This is a genomic window from Sphingomonas kyeonggiensis, from assembly GCF_014196745.1.
GTDB lineage: Bacteria > Pseudomonadota > Alphaproteobacteria > Sphingomonadales > Sphingomonadaceae > Sphingomonas > Sphingomonas kyeonggiensis.
In genome coordinates this window covers 61,449-79,671 of the sequence record NZ_JACIEH010000005.1, presented here as the reverse complement: position 1 = coordinate 79,671, position 18,223 = coordinate 61,449, and the positions used below count along the sequence as shown (strand labels likewise).

12 protein-coding genes are annotated in these 18,223 nt (G+C 66.8%); 5 read left to right on the top strand and 7 right to left on the bottom strand.

From position 1 onward, the window contains the following. Entirely contained in the window at positions 1–444 is a 444-nt protein-coding gene (locus GGR46_RS23255) for a MarR family winged helix-turn-helix transcriptional regulator (protein ID WP_184000475.1), read from the bottom strand. A 267-nt stretch (positions 445–711) separates the two neighbouring features. Here GGR46_RS23255 and GGR46_RS23250 point away from each other — a divergent pair, with 267 nt between their 5' ends. Both GGR46_RS23250 and GGR46_RS23245 read left to right on the top strand, forming a co-directional pair. Beyond that, entirely contained in the window at positions 712–3,726 is a 3,015-nt protein-coding gene (locus GGR46_RS23250) for a TonB-dependent receptor (protein WP_184000474.1), read from the top strand. Between the two features lie 99 nt (positions 3,727–3,825). Further along, on the top strand, positions 3,826–4,593 hold the full coding sequence (locus tag GGR46_RS23245) for a DeoR/GlpR family DNA-binding transcription regulator (RefSeq protein ID WP_184000473.1): 768 nt from the start codon (positions 3,826–3,828) through the stop codon (positions 4,591–4,593). Here GGR46_RS23245 and GGR46_RS23240 read toward each other — a convergent pair. The 3 genes from GGR46_RS23240 to GGR46_RS23230 form a co-directional block, all read right to left on the bottom strand. Further along, positions 4,569–5,915: a POT-type proton-dependent oligopeptide transporter gene (locus GGR46_RS23240; RefSeq protein WP_184000472.1), complete on the bottom strand. Its 1,347-nt coding sequence runs from the start codon at positions 5,913–5,915 to the stop codon at positions 4,569–4,571. The genes GGR46_RS23245 and GGR46_RS23240 overlap by 25 nt on opposite strands. A gap of 307 nt (positions 5,916–6,222) precedes the next feature. Beyond that, positions 6,223–8,310, bottom strand: coding sequence for a phosphocholine-specific phospholipase C (locus GGR46_RS23235; protein WP_343058325.1), 2,088 nt, complete (start codon positions 8,308–8,310; stop codon positions 6,223–6,225). A gap of 108 nt (positions 8,311–8,418) precedes the next feature. Beyond that, complete coding sequence (locus GGR46_RS23230) at positions 8,419–8,886, bottom strand: hypothetical protein (RefSeq protein WP_184000470.1); 468 nt, start codon at positions 8,884–8,886, stop codon at positions 8,419–8,421. A 238-nt stretch (positions 8,887–9,124) separates the two neighbouring features. On the opposite strand from GGR46_RS23230, the gene GGR46_RS23225 reads away from it, so the two are divergent. Beyond that, positions 9,125–9,679, top strand: coding sequence for a hypothetical protein (locus tag GGR46_RS23225; protein WP_184000469.1), 555 nt, complete (start codon positions 9,125–9,127; stop codon positions 9,677–9,679). Between the two features lie 4 nt (positions 9,680–9,683). Here the strand turns inward: GGR46_RS23225 and GGR46_RS23220 are convergent, their stop codons facing one another. Both GGR46_RS23220 and GGR46_RS23215 read right to left on the bottom strand, forming a co-directional pair. Beyond that, the gene (locus GGR46_RS23220; RefSeq protein WP_246426331.1) at positions 9,684–10,448 is read right to left on the bottom strand and encodes a LytR/AlgR family response regulator transcription factor; all 765 of its coding nucleotides are present in this window, start codon (positions 10,446–10,448) and stop codon (positions 9,684–9,686) included. Beyond that, on the bottom strand, positions 10,445–11,551 hold the full coding sequence (locus tag GGR46_RS23215; protein ID WP_184000468.1) for a sensor histidine kinase: 1,107 nt from the start codon (positions 11,549–11,551) through the stop codon (positions 10,445–10,447). The genes GGR46_RS23220 and GGR46_RS23215 overlap by 4 nt, the downstream gene beginning before the upstream one ends. Before the next feature lie 214 nt (positions 11,552–11,765). On the opposite strand from GGR46_RS23215, the gene GGR46_RS23210 reads away from it, so the two are divergent. After that, positions 11,766–14,048, top strand: a complete 2,283-nt coding sequence (locus GGR46_RS23210) for an esterase/lipase family protein (protein WP_184000467.1) — start codon at positions 11,766–11,768, stop codon at positions 14,046–14,048. Between the two features lie 51 nt (positions 14,049–14,099). Here GGR46_RS23210 and GGR46_RS23205 read toward each other — a convergent pair whose 3' ends face one another. Next, positions 14,100–14,807 carry a flavin reductase family protein gene (locus GGR46_RS23205; protein ID WP_184000466.1) on the bottom strand — a complete coding sequence of 236 codons (708 nt, stop codon included), beginning with the start codon at positions 14,805–14,807 and terminating at the stop codon, positions 14,100–14,102. Between the two features lie 220 nt (positions 14,808–15,027). Here GGR46_RS23205 and GGR46_RS25885 point away from each other — a divergent pair, with 220 nt between their 5' ends. Next, entirely contained in the window at positions 15,028–18,189 is a 3,162-nt protein-coding gene (locus tag GGR46_RS25885) for an intermembrane phospholipid transport protein YdbH family protein (RefSeq protein ID WP_184000465.1), read from the top strand. The last annotated feature ends 34 nt before the right edge of the window (positions 18,190–18,223 follow it).

Here is an 18,223-nt window from a genome sequence, read left to right as displayed (position 1 = left end):
TCAGCCCCGCCGCTCCGCGATGCGGGTGTTGAGCAGCTCAAGCAGCCGGAGCATCGTCGCGATATCTTCCTCCGGCACGCCATCGAACAATTCGCGGCGCAGCACGGCGAAGCGCTCCTCGATCTTGTCGACCAGGGCGGCGCCCGCGTCGGTGAGCAGCAGCCGGTTCGAGCGCTTGTCGTCGGGATTGGGCACGCGTTCGACCAGACCGGCCTGTTCGAGCTGGTTGAGCACGGCGACGGTGGAGGGCGGGGTGATCCCGATCTCCTGCGCCAGATCGGTCTGGCGGGCATCGGGGCCGAGCCGGTCGAGATGGATCAGGCACCAGCCCATCGAATTGGAGATTCGGAAATCGGCGAGCGCGGCATCGGCAAGCTGGCGCCAGCCGCGGCTCACCTGGGGCATGGTGCGCGCCACGTCGCGGCGGAGGTTGGTCCGAGTCATTTATGTTAGATAGCTAACTAATCAAATTTCATCAAGGCTGAGCCGCGATTCTTTCTTCACCGGCAGACTGGGCGAGGCGCCGACACGCGGATCCCTGGACGGGGCTGGGCGTTCTTCAGGGCTGCGATCAGGCAAGGGCAGGCCCGTTTGCGAGATTTTGTGTATTTTATGCCCGATTGTCACAAAAACTCCACGACCCCCGCATAGGGCGCCCTCGCGGCACGGTTTCACCGCGCCGCAGGTTTTCGATCACCATTGGGGGTTCCAATGCTCCGCCACACGCGACTTTCGTCGCGCGCAGCTCTGCGCGCGCTGTTGATGCTCAGCACCACGGCTCCGGCCGTGATCCTTGCCGCCCCGTCCGCGCATGCGCAGGACTATACCAACATCGCGGCGTCAGGCCGGGTGACGGCCGAGGACGGCACGCCGCTCGCCGGCGCCGAGGTGAAGATCACCTCGTCGGACAAGGGCGTGAGCCGTTCGGTGACGACCGACAGCTCGGGCGCCTATACCTTCCCGCAGCTCACCCCGGGCAATTACGACTTCTCGGTCAGCGCGGAAGGCTATGCGACCTATACCGAGAACGCGATCGCGCTGACCCGCGAGACCGGCGGCGCCAACAGCTTCCGCCTCGCTCCTGCCGCGCAGGCAGGCAATGAGATCGTCGTCAACGGATCGCGCCAGCGCACCGCGGACTTCCAGGACACCACCGTCGGCGCGACGATCAACCTCGCTTCGCTCACCCAGCGCGTGCCGATCGGCCGCTCGCTGCGCGACGTGATGCTGCTGACCCCGGGCACCGTGCAGGGCAGCTCGCCCTCGAACGGCGGCTTCGCCAACCAGGTCTCGGTCGCCGGCGCGGCATTCACCGAGAACGCCTTCTTCATCAACGGCCTGAACGTCACCGACTTCGTCTCGGGCGGCCAGCCGACCGAAGTGCCGTTCGACTTCTACGAGACCGTCGAAGTGAAGACCGGCGGCGCCCCCGCCGAGTTCGGTCGCGCGACCGGCGGCTATGTCGTCGCCACCACCAAGTCGGGCTCGAATCAGTATCATGCCAGCGTCACCGGCCTGTGGGAGCCGAACGACCTGCGCAGCACCTCGCCCTCGACCCGCACCACCGACTATCGCCACGCGACGGCGAGCCGGCAGGAGCTGATCCTCCAGGCGAGCGGCCCGATCATCAAGGATCACCTGTTCGTCTACGGCCTCTACAATTTCCGCAACATCCGTTCGATGACGCCGTCGGCGAACCAGAACAACGCGACCAGCTCGGTCAACACCAGCCCGTTCTGGGGCGGCAAGGTCGACGCCTATATCACCGGCGATCATCACCTCGAGTTCACCTATTTCGACACCACCAACGAGACCCGCAACCGCAGCCAGAGCTGGAATCGCACCAATTTCACGCTGGGCGGCAAGACCGGCGGCACCGATGCCCGCTCGGGCGGCGCCAACTATGTCGGCCGCTACACCGGCACTATCACGCCCTGGCTGACCGTGTCGGGCGCGTACGGCGTCAACAAGCTGCGCTCGGGCAACGTCCCGCTCGACATCACCAACCCGCAGGTGACCGATTACCGGACCGATCCGGCCGGCATCCAGATCGGCGCCAACAAGGTGACCGACGCCTATAGCAAGACCGACAATGAGCGCGAATTCTACCGCGGCGACGTCGACCTGCAGTTCCACCTGCTGGGCAGCCACCATGTCCGCGTCGGCTACGACCATGAGAAGGATACGCAGGTCCAGAACTTCGAGACGATCGGCGGCGGCGCGTTCAAGATCTACACCGTCACCCCGGAATCGGCGGCGCGGATCGGCCAGGCGGTCGGCACGCAATATTACACGACGCGCGTCTATGCCCAGAACGGCACCGCGCACGTCCGCAACGAGGCCTTCTACATCCAGGACCAGTGGTCGCTGTTCGACAACCGGCTGCGCCTCGACCTCGGCCTGCGCAACGACCGCTTCAGCAACCAGGGCGTGAACGGCAAGTCGTTCTTCGAATCGGGCAATCTCTGGGCACCGCGCGTCGGCGCTTCGTTCGACCCGCTGGGCGACGGGCGCACCAAGATCTTCGGATCCTATGCGCAATATTACCTGCCGATGGCCGGCGACATCAACCTGAACGTCGCGGGCAGCCTGATCACCTATACCCGCTACAACTTCTTCACCGGCACGAGCGGCGCAGGCAACGTGCCCGTAGCGGGCGCCCCGATCCTGACGGTGGCGAACACCTCCGCCTGCCCGGACACCAAGGTGAACAATTGCGAAGTCTCGGCAGATGGTTCGGCGTTCAACCCCTCGGGCGCGATCGCGAGCAACATCAAGCCGCAGTCGGACAATGAGTTCATCTTCGGCGCCGAGCACCAGTTCGCCGACCATGTCCGCATCGGCGCCTATTTCACGCATCGCCGGCTCAAGGACGTGATCGAGGACATCTCGGTTGATATCGGCGCCCGCGCCTATTGCATGACCAAGGGCTTCACGGCGGCGCAGTGCCAGGCGTCGTTCCCGGGCGGCCGCCAGTTCGTCATCGCCAATCCGGGCCGCGACGTGACCGTGCAGCTCGCTTCGCTGCCCGACGGCTCGACCCCGACGGTGACGCTGAAGGCATCGGACCTCGGCTATCCCAAACCGAGCCGCAACTATGACGCAGTGACGCTCACCTTCGATCGCACCTTCGACCAGAAGTGGAGCCTCTCGGCCTCGTACACGCTCGCCTTCAACAAGGGCAATTACGAGGGCGGCGTCCGCTCGGAGAATGGCCAGCTGGCGATCAACCGCACCGCGGACTTCGACTCGCCGGGCTTCGTCAACGGCGCCTATGGCTATCTGCCCAGCGATCGCCGGCACAACTTCAAGGCCTATGGCAGCTATCGCCTGAACGATCTGCTCGACGTCGGCGCCAACGCCGTGGTCCAGTCGCCGCAGCATTACAGCTGCATCGGCGCGGTGCCGCTGAGCGTCGATGCCTATGCCAACACCTATCGCGGTTACGGCTATTACTGCCAGGGCAAGCTGATCCCGCGCGGCACGGCGTTCAACGGCGACTGGCGCACCCAGATTGACGTCAGCGCGTCGCTCCGCCTGCCGCTGCCGTACAGCGTGGATGCCTCGATCCGTGTCGACATCTTCAACGTGCTGAACAGCAAGTCGGTGACGTCGTACAACAATTTCGGCGAGCAGGGGGATGGCTCGACCAACCCCGATTACCGTTCGCCGGTCAACTACCAGGCGCCGCGCTCGATGCGGCTGACTGCCCGCCTCGGCTTCTGAGGCGCGCAAACCGGGGCCGGTTCGTGCCGGCCCCGGCATTCCTGCTTGCAAAAACTTTGGTGCCCAGCATGTCTCTCCGCGCAACCAGCGGAGACAGCGATGGAGGGAGCGATAGAGAAGAGGTCACAGCGCCAGCGCGAGATCATCTCGCGGCTGCGCAGCGGGCGCACATTGTCGGTTACTGCGCTGGCAATGGATCTCGCGGTGTCGGACGAGACGATCCGCCGCGAGCTGCGTGCGCTCGAGGATCAGGGCGTGATCATCCGCGAGCATGGCGGCGCGCGCATCGCCGCGCCGGTGCTCGAGGGGCCGCTCCACCAGCGGATGGAGGAGAATGCCGATGCCAAGCAGCGCATCGCCGCCACCGCGGCCGAGTTCGTGCCCGATGGCGGGATCGTGTTCATCGATTCCGGCACGACGAGCTGCTTCATCGCGCGCCAGCTGGTCGAGCGGCGCTCGCTGACCGTCATCACCAACTCGCTGCGCGTCGCGAACGATCTGGGCGGGATCAACAACAACCGGCTGTTCCTCGCCGGCGGGCAGATGGACTACGACTATCGTGCCTTTTCCGATCACAGCGCGCAGGAATATGTCCGCGGCTTCTCGCCGCATCTCTCGATCCTGTCGGTCGGCGGGATCAGCATCGAACGCGGGCTGATGGACTTCCATCCGGGCGAGGCGGAGATGAGCCGGATCGCCTATGCCACGTCGAAGCGGGTGCTGCTGGCGGCGGACTCCTCCAAGTTCGGGCGCTATGCGCTGGTCCAGACCGCGGCGCTCGCCGATGTCGACATCCTGGTGACCGACCAGCCGCTCGACAACGACTATGCCAAGGCCTTTGCTCACGCCGAGGTGGTGATCGCCTGACGGGTGCGGGCGGCGCGCAGCAGGGGCAGGCCGGCGGCGAGCATCAGCAGCGCGCCGGCCCCTGCCACGCCAGCGTGGAGCAGCCAGAACTGGCCGGCCGCCATGCGCTCGTAGAAGACTCCGCTGAACCCTACCCACAGGCTGGCGAAGAAGCCGTGCAGGTAGAACAGCCCCATCCACAGACCGACCAGCCGGCCCGGGGCGATGCCGGCGATGAGGCTCAGCCCCGAGGGCCAGACCAGGACGATCGCCGCATCGACCAGCAGCAGATAGGCGAGTGCCCATGCCAGGCTCAGCGAGGCGCCGCCGCTGGTCGCCACGCCAATCGCCAGGACTAGATAGCCGAGGGCACAGAGCAGGCTGCCGAGCAGGATCTGCGTCACCGCGTCGATCGCGATGCCGCGCCGCTCGAGCGCCCGCATGCCCCATTGCGACAAGGCGATCAGTCCCAGGGTGAAGGCACCGTCGAGCGAGAGGAACCAGGCTACCGGCATCGCCCATCCGCCCAGCCGCAGGTCGATATGGCCGCGCGCCCAGACCAGGAAGATGTTGCTGAGCTGGTCATAGGCCGAATAGCAGAGATAGACCGCGATCAGCGCGACGATCAGCAGGGCGGTCGCCGCAAGCGGATCGATCCGGGAGACGGTGCTGGCCTCGGCCGTCTCCACTGCGTTCACTTCGATGCCGCTGCGGGCGTAGAAGACCAGGCCGACCGCCAGCGCGAGTGCTGCTGCGCCGATCGCATAGGCTGGGCCAGCGAATACCGCCAGCGCGCCACAGGTCAGCGGCCCGCAGATGATGCCCGCGTTGAGGAAGCCCAGATACACCGCATAGCCGCGCCGCCGCTGTGCTTCGTCGCGGAACAGCAGGCCGACCTGGGCAGAGAGATTTCCCTTCAGCAGCCCGGTCCCGATCGCGAAGGGGATGAGGCCGATCAGGAATGTGCTATCGAGTAGCATTAGCGAAAGCCCGATCAGCATCAGCGCGCCGCCGATGCCCACCATCCGTCGCCGGCTGCCGACCAGATCGCCGACCAGTCCGCCGATCGGGACCGCGAGATAGATCAGCGCATTGGCATAGCCATAGAGCTGGGAGGCGAGGCCGGTGGTCGAGACCTTGCCGAACAGGGCTGTACTCGCATCCCGGATGGCGGTGGCGCCGAGCACCCGCGACAGGTCTCCGGCCAGCACATGATCGACCAGGATCAGCACGAGGAGCGACTTCATGCCGGACATGGCGAAGCGCTCCCAGAACTCCATCGCCGCCAGGGCGAGGAAGCGCGGGCTCCAAAGCTTTTCGTCCGTAGCCGCGCCCGATTCCATCACGCCTGCCCTTGTCGAGCGGAGCCCCTAGGCGCGCTTCGCAACAGGCTTATGACAGCCGGCCCGGTGTTCGGGCGGCGCTTGCAATGTAGGATTTCGACTGTTTTGCTCGCGCGGTCGGGCTCTTGCGCCGCCGCTCTTTCAACCCGTTGGAAAAATAGGATCATGCACGCGCAAGGATATTGCGCGATGCGGCGCGTTCCTGCGGATCGTGTCACTTTTCGAGGGCCATCGAAACACGTGCATGTGCAACCTTGGCGATCTTTGGCGAGTCGTTCCGGTGCTCCGTGTAGGATGCGGTTCCGGCTCAGGCCGGGTGCGGAAACCGCGCAGCCGGTTCGCTGATGCTCGGTCGATCGGTCTCGACATGGCCGGCTAGCCGCAGACGGGTCCCATCGGGGCCGGTGAGCAGCAGGTCGTACCAGCGATGCTCGGGCAGGCTGACCGTCAGCTGGGTCTCTGCACCGGCCGCAACCGTTGCCTGCTGGTTGGTGCCGCTGTGCGCGCAATGGGTCGAGAGCGTCACCGGCTCGGCGCCACGGTTTACCAGGTGCAGCGTGCCGGCATTCCCTTGCCAGCTGATCGCCGCCTCGATCCGCGGGGCTCCGTTCCCGCGGAACTCGCGCTGGAAGCCGTTCGGGCCGCGCACCACCAGCGCATGCGGCCGGTCGTGGCGGAGCGACCATTGCTCCTCCAGCCGCGAGTTCGCCGCGACGGTGAAATAGCGCCAGCCGGGAAAGGCGGTCTCGTCCTGCACGCCGAAGACCGCGCCCGTCGGACTGTCGTTGACGAAGCGAAGCGTCAGGCCGGCGTCGCTCCAGGCCGGCTCGACGTTCAGGCGATAGGGCAAGGCGCGTGCCGGGCGCGTGCCCGGCTCCTGGACGGGTACGCCCGTGCCGGTCGCGATCTTCGGCGGCGGAGCCGTCCTGCACAGCTTCTCGGTCTCCTCGACATAGGTCGCGACCGAGGGCAGCGACGACGCCCAGCGCGTGTCGAGCCGGGCCTTGAGCGGCACGTCGAAGTCGAAGATCGACGTCAGGTCGCCGCATATCGATCGGCGCCAGGGCGAGATGTTCGGCTCGGCCACGCCGAAGCGCTTCTCGAGGAAGCGCAGCACCGAAGTGTGGTCGAACAGCTGCGAGTTGACCCAGCCGCCGCGCGTCCAGGGCGAGATCACGATCATCGGCACGCGCGGGCCAAGGCCGACCGGCTCGCCCTGATAGGTCTCGCTGCGCACGTCGACATTGCTCGCCCCATATTGCGGCGCGATCGCCGGCATCGGGGCGGGGACATGGTCGAAAAAGCCGTCATTCTCGTCATAGTTGAGGATGAAGGCGGTCTTGGCCCAGACCTTGGGATTGGCGGCGAGCGCGGCGACCAGGCTGCCGATCAGCACTTCGCCGAACGGCACCGGCGCGTCGGGATGCTCGCTCATCTGCATCATGGGGACGATCCACGACACTGCCGGCAGGCGATCCGCGGCGACGTCCGCGGCGAAGGCGGCGATCAAGTGCCTGGCCTGGGTCTTCTCGGGATCCTGGGGCGCCACACCGTCGATCCAGTCGACATAGGCGCGGCCGCGCCTGTACCGCGACGAGGCCCGGTCGAGCTTGCGGAACTCCTTGAAATAGCCGAGCGGATTGTCCGAATAATTGGCGAGTTCCTGATAGACCTTCCAGGATATGCCCGCCTCTTCCAGGCGCCCGGCATAGGTGCGCCAGGGCAGGCCTTCGCTGTCGTCGTCCTTGGCCATGTCGGCACCGGGATTGGGGTCGCTGCCACCATTGGTGACGCAATATTCGCCCTCCTGGCCGACGCTCAGGCCGTTGGTGCCGGTGAAATGGTAGAGCCGGTTGGGGCCGGTCGGTCCCTGCAGCGAGCAGTGATAGCTGTCACAGATGGTGAACTGGTCGGCGAGCGCATAGTAATAGGGGATGTCCTCGCGGGTCAGGTGCGCCATGGTCAGCGGGCCCTTCTGGTCCGCCCATACGTCCCAGTTGCGCCACCGCGCCTGGCTGTCCTTCCAGCTATGGTCGAGCCCGGTGAAGCAGCGCGCGTTGCTGCTGTTGTAGTCGAGCCGGAAGGGCCAGGCGATCTGCCCGCCGTCGCGGTCGGCACGGCGCTGCGCCCAGACCGGCTTGCCGCCGGGCAGGGTGACCGGGCGCGGATCGCCGAACCCGCGGACGCCGCGCAGCATGCCGAAATAGTGGTCGAAGGAGCGGTTCTCCTGCATCAGGATCACGACGTGCTCGATGTCCTGGATCGATCCGCGCCCGGCGGATCGGCCCAGGCCGGTGGCGGCGGCACGTTCCGCTGCGGCGACGCCGGAGGCTCCCAGGATGAAACTCCTGCGATCGATCGCCATGTCCTGCTCCCACTCACCATTACGCGCCACGCGACTTGCCGATGGCAAGCGCGGCCTCGCTAGGGGCGCTATGTGGAAGAGATGTGACGAAATGCCATTTCTGAGAAAATTTTGATTGATCCGGTCAAAATTCCATCATCAGTAGATTTCGTGCCAGTTCTCCTTGGAGGAAGAGCTGTTGGCGAGGCCGAAGCAGATCAGGCTTGGGCGTTCGGCGGACATCTGGCCGCGTACCAGCTTGTACAGGAGCCGTTTGCACCTGAAGCCGCTGATGGTCTCCTCGGACAGTACGGTCATCGTCCCGGTCGCTTCCTTGCCCTTCCAGCGATGGACGTACCCCACGGCCCAGGTGCCGGCGCGGCGGGCGCGCTCCTCATACTGGCCGCTGAAGCTGTCATATTCGAACTTCGGGCTGCCATCGAAGCTGACGCTGCCTTCGCAGTCGTTGCAGTGGGCCTCGCCGAACTTGTTGTAGGCGACCCGCAGCGTTTCAGCCTCGGCCGATTTGGGGAGGTTGTCGGTGTAGCGGACGGTCTGGCCGGATGCCGGCTGGGCGAAAAGCAGAAGCGCGCCGGCGAGGCTCGCCGCTTGGATCGGGGTGTGCATGCTCGGTTCCTCGGATGGGTCGTGGTTCGGTTCGACGCCGGATTAGTCCGCCGGACCGCCCTTGGCCGGTTGATTGCGACCTATCCGCATCGGAAGGCGACGGGGTGACGCGCGCGCGATGAAGTCCGCCGCGGTTGCGGCGGAGCGGTCTGACGAACCCGGGGCGGCTTTCGGCGAAATCCGGTGGCGGGTGGCAAGGCCCCGAGCCAGCCAGGCACGTCATCTAGGAGAAGCATCCATGCTGAGAATCGCAGGTTTCGCCCTTGCCGTCGCGGCTGCCTGCTCCGGTGCGCCGCGTCCGGCGCCCGGGCTTGCCGATATTGCCGGCCAATGGTCCCAGTCCAGCCAGGGGAAGGAGCTCGTCCTCGTCCCCCGCATCAAGCTGCAGCCCAATGTCGGGGTGGGAGCGGGTACCAGCCTTGGCGGCACCACTGGCTATGGATCGATGACGCGGACCGCGATCGTCACCGAGCCCGTGCCGATGGACGTGACCCGCTCGATGACGATGGCGATCGGGCAGGACGGGCGCTTCGACTGGACGATTACCCGGCGGCATGCCGAAGATGGCGGCTGCACGCGTACCACGACGCAGGAGAAGCGTGGGACGGTACGGCTGGAGGGTAGCGCGCTCGTCTTCGCCATTGCCGGCGGAACCGAGAGCTGGCGGTCTTCCTGTGGGAAGCAGGGGAGCGGCGTGATCGCCGCGGCAAGCGAACGCTATGCGATGACGGTGCAGGGTGGGGCGCTCCACCTCGTCAGCGGACCGAGCCGCTGGACGTTCAGGCGCCGCTAGCGTTTCAGGCGGGCTCGCGCGCCAGTCCCAGGCGTGCGAGCACTGCCTTTACATAGCTGGGGCCGACCTGCACCACCGCGCCGTCGCGCATCTCGAGTGCGATCAGTCCCTTGCCGAGCCGCTGCACCCCCTTCACCAGCCCGAGCCGGATGAAGGCCGAGCGATGCACCCGTGTCAGTCCCTCGGGATCGAGCAACTGCTCGAGCGCGGTCATCGAGATGCGGTGGATGTAGCTGCGCGTGGCGGTGTGCAGCATCACATAGTCCTTCGCCGCCTCGATCCACTCGATATGCTCGATCGGCAGGCGGACCCGCCCGTTCGACACCTGTACCCAGATCGCGTCCTCGCGCGCCGGGGCATCGGGCAGCGGCATCGCCGCCAGCCTGTCCACGGCGTCGCGCATCGTCCTGCGGCGCCGGGCGCGTTCAATCGCCTGGCGTAGCCGGTCGAAGCGCACCGGCTTGAGCAGATAATCCGCCGCCTCGACCTCGAATGCATCCGGTGCATATTGCTCGAACGCGGTGACGAACACGATTTCCGGCCGGTCCTCGCTCGGCAGGTCGGCGGCGACGCGGAGCCCGCTCTTCTGCGGCATCGAAATGTCGAGCATCACCAGGTCCGGACCGAGCGCCGCGATCTGTGCCTCGGCTTCGCGGCCGGTGGCGGCGGTGCCGACGATATCGACATCGTCGATGTCCGCGAACAGCGTCGAGAGCCGGCGGAGCGCCAGCGGCTCGTCATCGACGAGCAGTACGCGCAGCTGGGTCATGCGGCTTGCTCCGGCAATTGGGCGGGACGGTGGGTGAGGGGCATGCGCAGGATCGAGACGAAGCCACGTTCGCGCCGAGCGGTCTCGAGGGTGCCCTCGCTCCCATAGAGCGTCTGTAGTCGCTGCCGCACATTGGGTATGCCCACGCCCGTTCCCGGCTTTGCGGGAGTTTCCCCGCCGGTGCCGTCGTCCTCGACGAAGATCACAAGTGACCCGCCATGGCTCGCGGCCTCGACCTTGACCACCACCGGCTCGGCCGAAGGCGCCACGGCATATTTGATAGCATTCTCTACCAGCGGCTGCAGCACGAAGCTCGGCACGAGCGCGCCGTTGAGTTCGGGCGGGCAGACGAAGACGACTTCGAGCCGCTCCTCGAACCGCGCGCTTTCGATCTCCAGATAGTGCTGGAGCGTCGCAAGCTCGTCCTCCAGCGCGATCAGCGCGTCGGGGTTGGAGGATAGGGTGGCTCGGAGGAATTCGGAAAGCTTACCGAGCATCGCGTCAGCCGGGCCATATTCGCGTGTTACGATGAGCGAGGAGATCGCATTCAGCGTGTTGAACAGGAAGTGCGGGTTCAACTGATAGCGTAGCGCCGCGAGCCGCGCGGCGCTCGCCGCCGCCTCCGCCTGCGTCGCCTTCTCCCGCGCCAGGGCCAGCTCGCGCTCGCGCTCGCGGGCGAGGTTGTTCGCATCGAGTAGCGAGAAGGCCGTCCCGAGCAGCGCGAACTCCCAGACCAGCGCGGCAAAGGCATTGGTCGCGCGATAGGCGAAGGGCGCCGGCCGCGCCGCCTTGGGGAAATAGGCGTCGAGCACCTCCGAGATCAGCGCCTCCGACATCGAGAGCAGCGCCGCGGCGACCACCACCGCGGCACCCACCACGAGGAACCGCATCAGCCGGCTGCGCGTCCGCGCAGCGCGCACCGCGAAATAGACCCCCAGCGAAAGCGTCGAGCCGACAATGCAGAGATGCAGGAGCGAGATGACGAGGTTCAGCCCCACGCCACCGCGGAACAGGTGGAAAGGGATCGTCAGGAAGATCGACGTCAGGATCCAGGTCGCGGCGATCAGCGTGGCGGCCTGACGAAAGTCGGGTCTCGAGTTCATGTCCCCTCCATACTGCGTTCCGATGCGCCTGGCGTCCACCTTGGACGCAGGAAGGGACGGCTTGGTCGATCCGCGGCCCGTCTCTGCCAGCCGCCTTCGTCGCGTGGCGGGCCTGCTTGGTAGAGCCTCGCTTCGGAAGCGGTGCGGTTTGCGGGAAGGGACAGGCCGAACGCCGGTGCCTGCACGTCTGGCTCCACAACCAACGAGGACCCGAATGACCGTCTTGCGGACCCTGCCGACGCTCGCGATCGGATTGATGCTGTCGAGCGCCACGCTTCCGGTCGCGGCCGGAATGCCGGCGGCCGCTGCCGGCAAGTGCGCCGGCGGCTGGGCGGGATCGGTCCGATATTCGCGGACCTATGCGAACTCCAGCTCCAAGACCGTGCAGCGGGTTTCCGGCACCGGGACGGAGACGTCCAACTGGTCGATGAACTCGAACTACACGGCACAGGTTTCCGTCCGTGCGACGCCCGATCCCGACATCAGCCTGGCCAGGGCGAACATCAGCATGAGCTCGGTCTCGAAGGAGACCAAGAGCTCGAACGACCGGCGGATCTGCCCGCACGAGAAGACGATGCGCGCCATGTCGGGCAGCTTCGTCGACCAGAGCCAGGTCCGGGCGAGCGGCAATGGCGAGGAGGCCGATGTCAGCGTCGGCCTGGATTCGGACGGCACCTACCGGGTCGGCATCTCGCTGCCTTCGGTACAGGGGATCAGCTCAGGCTCCTCTTCGTCCAGCTATAGCGGCCAGTGCACCGCACGTGAGGGCAAGAGCCTCAGCGTGCCGGATACGCCCACCACGATCGACGGCGTGCGCTTCTCGAGCAGCGGTACCGACCGCGTTTCACCTTCGGCACCCGACCAGCTCTCCGGCAGCCATTCGGTCTCGCTGCTGGGGGCGACCGAGACGCTGAGCTGGAACCTGCGGCGCTGCGGCGGCGCGCTGCGCCTGGTCGACCTCAAGTTCGAGGACATGAAGTTCCCCACCTGGAACGCCTGGAAAGAGATCACCGAGCAGGTCGGCACGATCGACGGCAACCTTGTCCGGGTCACCGCGACCGTCGCCAATGACGGGCCCGAGGAGAAGGCGGCGACGGTCAAGTTCAAGGAAACCTACAAGGGCGACAAATGGGACGGCGCCAAGCCCGACGGGCTGATCGAGGAAAGCTCGGTCTCGGTGCCGGCCGGCGAGGAGCGCGAGGTGACCTTCACCTGGGACAGCTCCGGCTATGCCTGGTACGATGACGGGCGCCCCCGGCTGGTCCAGCGGATCCGGGCCGAGATCGAGGACAAGGGCAAGAAGGTCGACGAGAAGACGCGCAACCTGAAGGTCGCGCCCAAGCCGCTGCTGCTGGTCCATGGCCTGTGGTCGAACTGGAAGGCGTGGGAGACCTGGCAGAACATCCTGACGACCTCCCATTCCTATGACTGGAAGGCCTTTCCGGTCGGCGAGCAGCCCCAGCACGGCAAGATGAACACCGGTGAGGAAATGGGCAATCTGGGGCCGACCTATTCGATCGACCAGAATGCCGAGCAGCTCAAAAACTATGTCAATTATGCCCAGAAGGATCGCAACGCCTGGCATGTCGACATCGTCGCCCATTCGATGGGCGGGCTGATCAGCCGGCGCTACATCCATGCATCGATGCCGAGCTACGAGGACGGCAAGCCGCAGGTCGCGCATCTGGTGATGCTCGGCACGCCGAACATGGGCAGCCGCTGCGCCGACCTGCTCAGCGCGCCGCTGGAATTCGACGGGCGATCGATGGAGGCGCTGCGCGAGCTGCGGCCGAGCGTGGTGGAGAAGTTCAACGCGGTCCATACCGCGCGCAAGGGCGTGAAATTCTCCGTTCTCGCCGGAAACCCGATGACGCCGGTCTGCTACATGCTGACCATGAACGACAGCGTCGTCGCCCCGGCCTCGGCGATCTGGACGATCGAGGACAATGAGACGCAACCTGTCTTCCACACCGACATGATCAGCACCCCGGTCTTCTCCTCGTTCGTGCTGCCGCGTCTCCGCGTCGGACCGGCTGGCGAGAAGACCGGCGGCAAGCCCGGCGTGCGCGGCAAGCTTTCCGCGCTGATGCAGGGCGCCGGCGGTGGCGGATATGCGCTCGACCTGGCATTTGCCTGTCTCGAGCTGCTCGGCAAGGCGGGGCAGACCGATCCTGCGGGCCCGGATTTCTCGAAGCCGGATTTCTCGAAGATCGTGAAGGTCGAGCCGGGCAAGGCCGTGGAGGTTTCCATTCCGGTCAAGGACGGGCGGAATTTCGGCCTGACCTTTGCCGCTGCGAGCAGCGTGTCGGTGACGCTGGTCGACGACAAGGGCGCGGTGGTGGGGACCAACCTGACCGGCAAGCCCGAGGCGAGCCAGATGTTCCGATCGATCCTCGTCGATCGCCCGGTCGCCAAGGGGGCCTGGAAGCTGAGGCTGCAGAATGCGGACCAGGTCGAGCGGGAGGTGATCCTCTCGACCTGGTCCAACGCCAGCTGACCGGGCACCGTGCGTCGCGCGGCCTCCTGGGATCAGGTGGCGCGCTTCCGATCATTCGGCAGCTTCGAGCATCGCCTCGCGCGCGCGGTCGACATCGGGCATGCGGTAGATCCGCTCGTCGATCTCCGCAAGGCGGGACGGAACGATCTCGGCTTCCGACACGCCGTAGAGCTTCTGGAAGTTCATGATCATGGGCTGCCACTTGGCCGGATCGATCCGGTTCTCATGGCCGTCCATGAGCAGATCGGGGTGGACGTGAACGCGGGTGATGCGCACCTCGAAGGCCGATATCAGGCCCGCGACCTGCGGATCGTCGCTCATCATGTCGTGACGTGCCGCGACGACGGCTTCCAGCTGGATGGGACATTCCAGCACGCGCGGCGCGGCCACGGTCTGCGAGGCGATCGGGGTGAGGCCGGCCGCTTCGAACTTGCGCGGCTCGTACGTGTAGCCCAGCCGCTGTTTCAGCTCGGGTACCGCTTTGGTGCCGGTCAAGCGGGTCAGTCGGTTCACCGCATCGGCCTGTCTCGGTGACGCCAGGTTGAGCACGCATTGTCCCGTACGGATCATGTTCTGCGGCGTCTGCGATGCGGTTTGCAGCCCGAGCATGCACCGCCATCCGAGCCACCAGGCCGACGACATCGGCGCGAGGTTGGCAGTGCCATCGGCATTCAGCGTGCTGACGAGGACCACCGGCGTACCGAGATAGAGGATCGAGGGTTCGATCGTGACATGAGGCGTAACATGGGGATCGTGCATAAGGGCTCCGTGAATGTGAACGGCGCCATCCGTAGGATCGCCCAGGGCAGGGCGAACTCCGCTTCTTGCGCCAGAACCGGGATCGCCGGCGCGCTCCGCCGCTTGCGTTTCACGGGCGGCCCCGCGCTGCTCGCCTTCAATCCCGAACTTTGATACGGCGAAATGGCTCTGGGTGATTGCGGCCCCGCAACGATATGGGCGCAGGTGAGTTGGAGCGGGTGTGAACCGTAGCGAAGAAGACCGGAGCGCTGGAGAGGACGTGGCAGTGGTGCCGCGCCGGCTTCGGCGCTGGCGGCGGCCCGCGGTTGCGGTGCTGGCCCTGGTCGCGGTGCTCGCGACGGCGGCCTGGCTCCAGCGGCGGACGATCGCGCGCAGCTTCGTCGATCGTGAGCTGGCCCGGCTGGGGGTTCCCGCCCGTTACGAGATCGAGCAATTGTCGCCTTGGCAGCAGCGGCTGACCAATTTGTCGATCGGCGATCCGCGCAACCCCGACCTGACGGCGGACTGGATCGAGCTGCGCACCTCGCTCTCTCCCTGGCGGGCCGAAGTGCTGGTGGTGCGGACCGGCACGGTCCGGATGCGCGGGCGGATCGTCGACGGCGCGCTTTCGCTGGGTGCGATCGACAAGCTGATGCCGGCGCCGTCGGGCAAGCCGTTCGCGCTGCCGCGTCTGATCGTCGATGTGCGGGATGCGCAGCTCCGGCTCGACAGCGACATGGGCCAGGTCGAGCTTGGCCTGAGCGGCAAGGGAATGTTGAGCGACGGGTTCGCGGGCATGCTGCGTGCGCGATCGGCGCGGCTGCGATCCTCGGGATGCATTGTCGAGGGGATCGCGTCGCAGATGCGGGTGCGGATCCGCAGGGGCGCGCCGGCTCTCGAAGGTCCCGCCCAGGCAGCGCAGGTCGCCTGTGGGGAGGTACATGTCGCGCAGCCTCGCATCGACCTGAAGGCATCGCTGGATCCGGCATTGGCGCGCTGGAACGGGCGAGCCGGGGTGGGCGCGGCCGTGCTGGAGGCGCCGGCCGGGCGGCTGGACGGGCTGGGCGGCAGCATCGACTTCGCAGGCGATCGCCTGCGCACGCAGGGAAGCCTTTCGTTGCGTGCCCGCGAGCTGGCCACGCAGGAGATCAAGGCCAGTGCGGCGACGCTGTCCGGTCGATATGCGTTGGGGGACGCGACGACATTCCAGGGCAGGGTCGCGGTGGAGGACGGGGCGCTTCCCCCGGCTTCGCTTCAACGCATCGCCGGCTTTGCGAATAACGGCCGGGGCACCCCCGTCGCGCCGCTGGTCCAGCAGCTGGCGCGCGCGCTGCGGGAAGCCGGGCGCGGCTTTGGCGGTTCGGCGGGCGTGGACCTCGGCACCCGGGGTGACGAGGGTCGGCTGCATCTGGCCGATGTGGATATTGCGGCGCGCTCGGGCGCGCGCCTGCGCTTCGGGCAGGGGGCGGGGGTCGCACTGGGGTTCCCGGATGGCGGCGTCTCGCTGGAGGGGCAGCTCTCGCTCGGCGGGGGCGGGCTCCCCGATGCGATGGTGCGGCTGTCGCGCCGCGCGGGCAGCGCGGAGTTGCGCGGCACCGGCTATGTCCGGCCCTATGCGGCGGGCGATGCGCGGCTCGAACTCGCCAGGCTCGATTTCAGCATGCGCGGCATGGCGGGCTCGGTCCGGACCGTCGCGACGCTGTCGGGACCGGTCAGTGGCGGGCGGGTGGAGGGCCTGTCGATGCCGCTCCAGGCGCATTGGGATGGGCGCGGGGTCGAGGTGAATCCCGGTTGCAGCCCGGTCAGCTTCTCGCGCGTGGCCGTGTCCAGCCTCGTGGTGAACGGCGACCGTCTCGCGCTGTGTCCGGTCGGGCCGGCGATGCTGCGCTGGAAGGGCGGGGTTGTTTCGGGCGGCATCCGCACGCAGAAGCCCGAATTGGAGGGGCGGATCGGCGACAGCCCGCTGCGCTTCTCGGCGGACACGGCGCAGCTCGATCTCGGATCGAGCAGCTTCGCGATAGCCAATGCCGCGCTGCGCCTGGGCACCGAGACGCCGACGCGTCTCGACATCGGTGCGCTGACCGGCAGCTACGGTTCGGGGTTGGCCGGAAATTTCGAGGGCCTTGGCGGGCAGATCGGCGCGGTGCCGCTGCTCCTGTCCGAGGGCAAGGGCGACTGGGCGTTCCAGGATGGGGCGCTATCGCTGAAGGGCGGCTTCACGCTCGCCGATGCGCTTGCCGACGCCAATGTGAAGCCGCGCTTCGAGCCGCTGGCCAGCCACGACGCCACCCTGACGCTGAATGACGGCAAGATCACTGCGCGGGCCGGCCTCGTCGCGCCCGTGCCGCAGGTGCCGGTGGGCAGCGTGACCCTGAGCCACGACCTGTCGAGCGGCGCGGGAGAGGCGCTGCTCGACGTGCCCGGCATCGCCTTCCATACCGACGGGCTCCAGCCCAATGCGCTCACCTCGCTCACCTATGGCGTGATCGCCGATGTCGACGGGCTCGTCGCCGGTTCGGGGCGCTTCGCCTGGAACAGCGACGGCGTGACCAGCACCGGCCGCTTCACCGCGACCGATCTCGATCTCGGCGCGGCGTTCGGCCCGGTGCAGGGGCTGACGACGCAGCTCGACTTCACCGACCTGCTCAACCTGCGCACCGCGCCCGGCCAGCAGGCGAGCGTCCGGGTGGTCAATCCCGGCGTGCCGGTCCGCGACGGCCTGGTCCGCTACGCGTTGCTCGATGCCACCCGGGTGCAGGTCGAGGCCGGGCGCTGGCCGTTTGCCGGCGGCGAGCTGGTCCTCGATCCCACCGTCCTCGACTTTGGCGAGAAGGGCGAGCGCCGGCTGACCTTTCATGTGAAGGGCGTCGATGCCGCGCTGTTCCTGAAGGAGATGGCGTTCGACAATCTCGATGCCACCGGCGTGTTCGACGGCACGCTGCCGATGATCTTCGACGCCAGCGGCGGGCGGATCGAGGGTGGCGAGCTGCATGCCCGGAGCGGCGGGCACATCGCCTATGTCGGCGAGGTCACCCGCAACGATGTCGGCTTCTGGGGGAACATGGCGTTCCAGGCGCTGAAGTCGCTCGACTACAGGAACCTGGCCGTCCGGATGAACGGGCCGCTGGCGGGCGAGATGATCACCGACATCAGCTTCTCGGGCGTCAGCCAGGGAAAGGGGACCCGGTCCAACTTCCTGATCCGCCGGTTGGCGAAGCTGCCCTTCGTGTTCAACGTGCGGATCAGCGCGCCCTTCCGCCAGCTGCTCGACTCCGCCCAGTCCTGGTACGATCCCAGCCGGCTGATCGAGCGCAACCTGCCTGCATTGCTTGAGGAGCAGAATCGTGCAGAGGAAGCAGCGAAACAGACCGTTCAGCCGCGCGAAAGCGCTCCTGTTCCATGAAAGGTACGCTATGCAGCTTGGAAGCATGACACAG

Bases quoted from the DNA above. Each gene is read 5' to 3' on its own strand.
- GGR46_RS23255 (WP_184000475.1), bottom strand. From the start codon at position 444: ATGACTCGGACCAACCTCCGCCGCGACGTGGCGCGCACCATGCCCCAG.
- GGR46_RS23250 (WP_184000474.1), top strand. From the start codon at position 712: ATGCTCCGCCACACGCGACTTTCGTCGCGCGCAGCTCTGCGCGCGCTG.
- GGR46_RS23245 (WP_184000473.1), top strand. From the start codon at position 3,826: ATGGAGGGAGCGATAGAGAAGAGGTCACAGCGCCAGCGCGAGATCATC.
- GGR46_RS23240 (WP_184000472.1), bottom strand. From the start codon at position 5,915: ATGGAATCGGGCGCGGCTACGGACGAAAAGCTTTGGAGCCCGCGCTTC.
- GGR46_RS23230 (WP_184000470.1), bottom strand. From the start codon at position 8,886: ATGCACACCCCGATCCAAGCGGCGAGCCTCGCCGGCGCGCTTCTGCTT.
- GGR46_RS23225 (WP_184000469.1), top strand. From the start codon at position 9,125: ATGCTGAGAATCGCAGGTTTCGCCCTTGCCGTCGCGGCTGCCTGCTCC.
- GGR46_RS23220 (WP_246426331.1), bottom strand. From the start codon at position 10,448: ATGACCCAGCTGCGCGTACTGCTCGTCGATGACGAGCCGCTGGCGCTC.
- GGR46_RS23215 (WP_184000468.1), bottom strand. From the start codon at position 11,551: ATGAACTCGAGACCCGACTTTCGTCAGGCCGCCACGCTGATCGCCGCG.
- GGR46_RS23210 (WP_184000467.1), top strand. From the start codon at position 11,766: ATGACCGTCTTGCGGACCCTGCCGACGCTCGCGATCGGATTGATGCTG.
- GGR46_RS23205 (WP_184000466.1), bottom strand. From the start codon at position 14,807: ATGCACGATCCCCATGTTACGCCTCATGTCACGATCGAACCCTCGATC.